General features: G+C 61.9%; 3 protein-coding genes. All 3 read left to right on the top strand.

All coding sequences use genetic code 11. The features are described 5' to 3' along the window. Positions 1–288: LysR substrate-binding domain-containing protein (locus tag EN893_RS32080; RefSeq protein WP_245490937.1), on the top strand; the 288-nt coding region annotated here is incomplete at its 5' end. Positions 289–439: 151 nt separating this feature from the next. After that, positions 440–817: an ester cyclase gene (locus EN893_RS32075; protein WP_164748991.1), complete on the top strand. Its 378-nt coding sequence runs from the start codon at positions 440–442 to the stop codon at positions 815–817. A gap of 123 nt (positions 818–940) precedes the next feature. Then, positions 941–1,841 (top strand): YeiH family protein (locus EN893_RS32070; protein WP_164901304.1); only part of this gene is annotated, 901 nt, incomplete at its 3' end.

Raw genomic sequence — 1,841 nt, 5'->3', positions numbered from 1 at the left:
CTCTACGCCTGGGAGTTCGAGAAGGCCGGGCGCGAGCTGAAAGTGCGGGTCGAGGGCCAGTTGGTGTTCAATACGTCCGCGCTGCGCATGAACGCGGTGCTCGCCGGCCTCGGCCTTGCCTATCTGCCGGAGGAACAGGTAACGGCCCATCTGGCCGACGGCCGGCTGGTGCGGGTGCTCGCCGACTGGTGCGCGCCTTTCCCCGGCTACCATCTCTATTACCCCAGCCGCCGGCAAGCGACGCCGGCCTTCTCGCTGCTGGTCGACGCGCTGCGCTACCGAGGCTAGAACAGGAAACCGGGTTTCCGAAAAAGATCATGCTCAAAACGAGCAGATAGAGCCCCATCCCGATTCGGGAACAGGCTCTCCATCTGGACTGTGCCCGCCGTCGTTCTATCTTCCGGATCGAGCAGATCTGACGAAATCCGGAGCTATCGCCGTGACCGTGACCGACCTTTATCGAGGCTACATCGCCTGCCTCAACAATCAGGACTGGCAGAAGCTGAATCGCTTCGTTCATGACGAGGTGCATTACAATGGCGACCGCGTCGGGCTGTCGGGTTACCAAGAAATGCTGGAGCGCGATTTTCGGGAAATCCCGGACCTCTATTTCGACATCCAGCTGCTGATCGCCGAACCGCCGTTCATAGCCAGCCGGCTCCAGTTCAACTGCACGCCGAAGGGAACCTTCTTCGGCCTGCCCATCAACGGCAGGAAGGTGTCCTTCAGCGAGAACGTCTTCTATGAATTCCTCGACGACAGGATCAGGAACGTCTGGTCGGTGATCGACAAGGCGGCCATCGAAGCGCAGCTTTAATTCAGGCCGGCCAGAAGATGACGCCGATCGTTCGTAAAAATCGATCATTATGACGAAAATAATTCGTTGGAAAGATTATTTGAGGAATGGCATTCCTCCGGCACACCCGTCTGGAGCATTGCTTTGTCTTCCGTTTCCCACTTCGCGAACGATATTCCGAAAAGCGCTTTTCCTGCCGATCTGACACGAGGGCGGAAATCCCTCAACTGGAATGGCATCGTCCCCGGCATCGTCCTTGTCACGATGATTACTGCCGTCGCCTTCTCGGCCCGCAATGTTTCGGGCTTCGCGCTGTTCAGCCCGATGATCCTCGCCGTCGTCGCCGGCATGATCTACTCCAACGTGCTGGGCACACCGGTGCACGCCAAGGCCGGCATCGCATTCTCGCAAAAGCGCCTGCTGCGCTTCGCCATTGTTCTGCTCGGCTTCCAGCTGACGCTCGGCCAAGTCGTCTCGATCGGCGCCGGCGGCGTCGGCATTGTCGCCGCCACGCTTGGCGCCACCTTCGTTTTCACCATTACGCTCGGTCGGCTGATCGGCGTCGACGCCAAGCTGGCGCAGCTGATCGCCGCCGGCACCTCGATCTGCGGCGCCTCGGCCATCGTCGCCACCAACATCGTCACCGATGCGCGCGACGAGGACGTCACCTACGCCGTCGCCTCGATCACCTTGTTCGGCACCGTCGCCATGCTCGGCCTCGACCAGCACGCTTTCGGCCTGTGGGCCGGTGCTTCGATCCATGAAGTGGCGCAAGTCATCGGCGCTGGCTTCCAGAACGGCACCCAGTCCGGCGAGATCGCTACCGTCGCCAAGCTGACCCGCGTCGCCATGCTGGCGCCGATGGTCGTCGCGCTCGGCCTGATGGCGCGCCGCAGGAGCAGCAGTGAGGTGGCGGCGCGGCCGCCCATGCCGTGGTTCGTCGCCGCCTTTGTCGCCATCGTGGCGCTGAACAGCCTCGTCCCGGTGCCAGCCGAGGTGAAGTCGGCAATGGCGCTCGCCACCACCATCATGCTGACCATGGGGC

This window comes from Mesorhizobium sp. M7A.F.Ca.CA.004.04.2.1, from assembly GCF_004022825.1.
Taxonomy (GTDB): domain Bacteria; phylum Pseudomonadota; class Alphaproteobacteria; order Rhizobiales; family Rhizobiaceae; genus Mesorhizobium.
The sequence above is the reverse complement of the archived record's forward strand: the minus strand, read 5'-3'. Positions and strand labels throughout refer to the sequence as shown.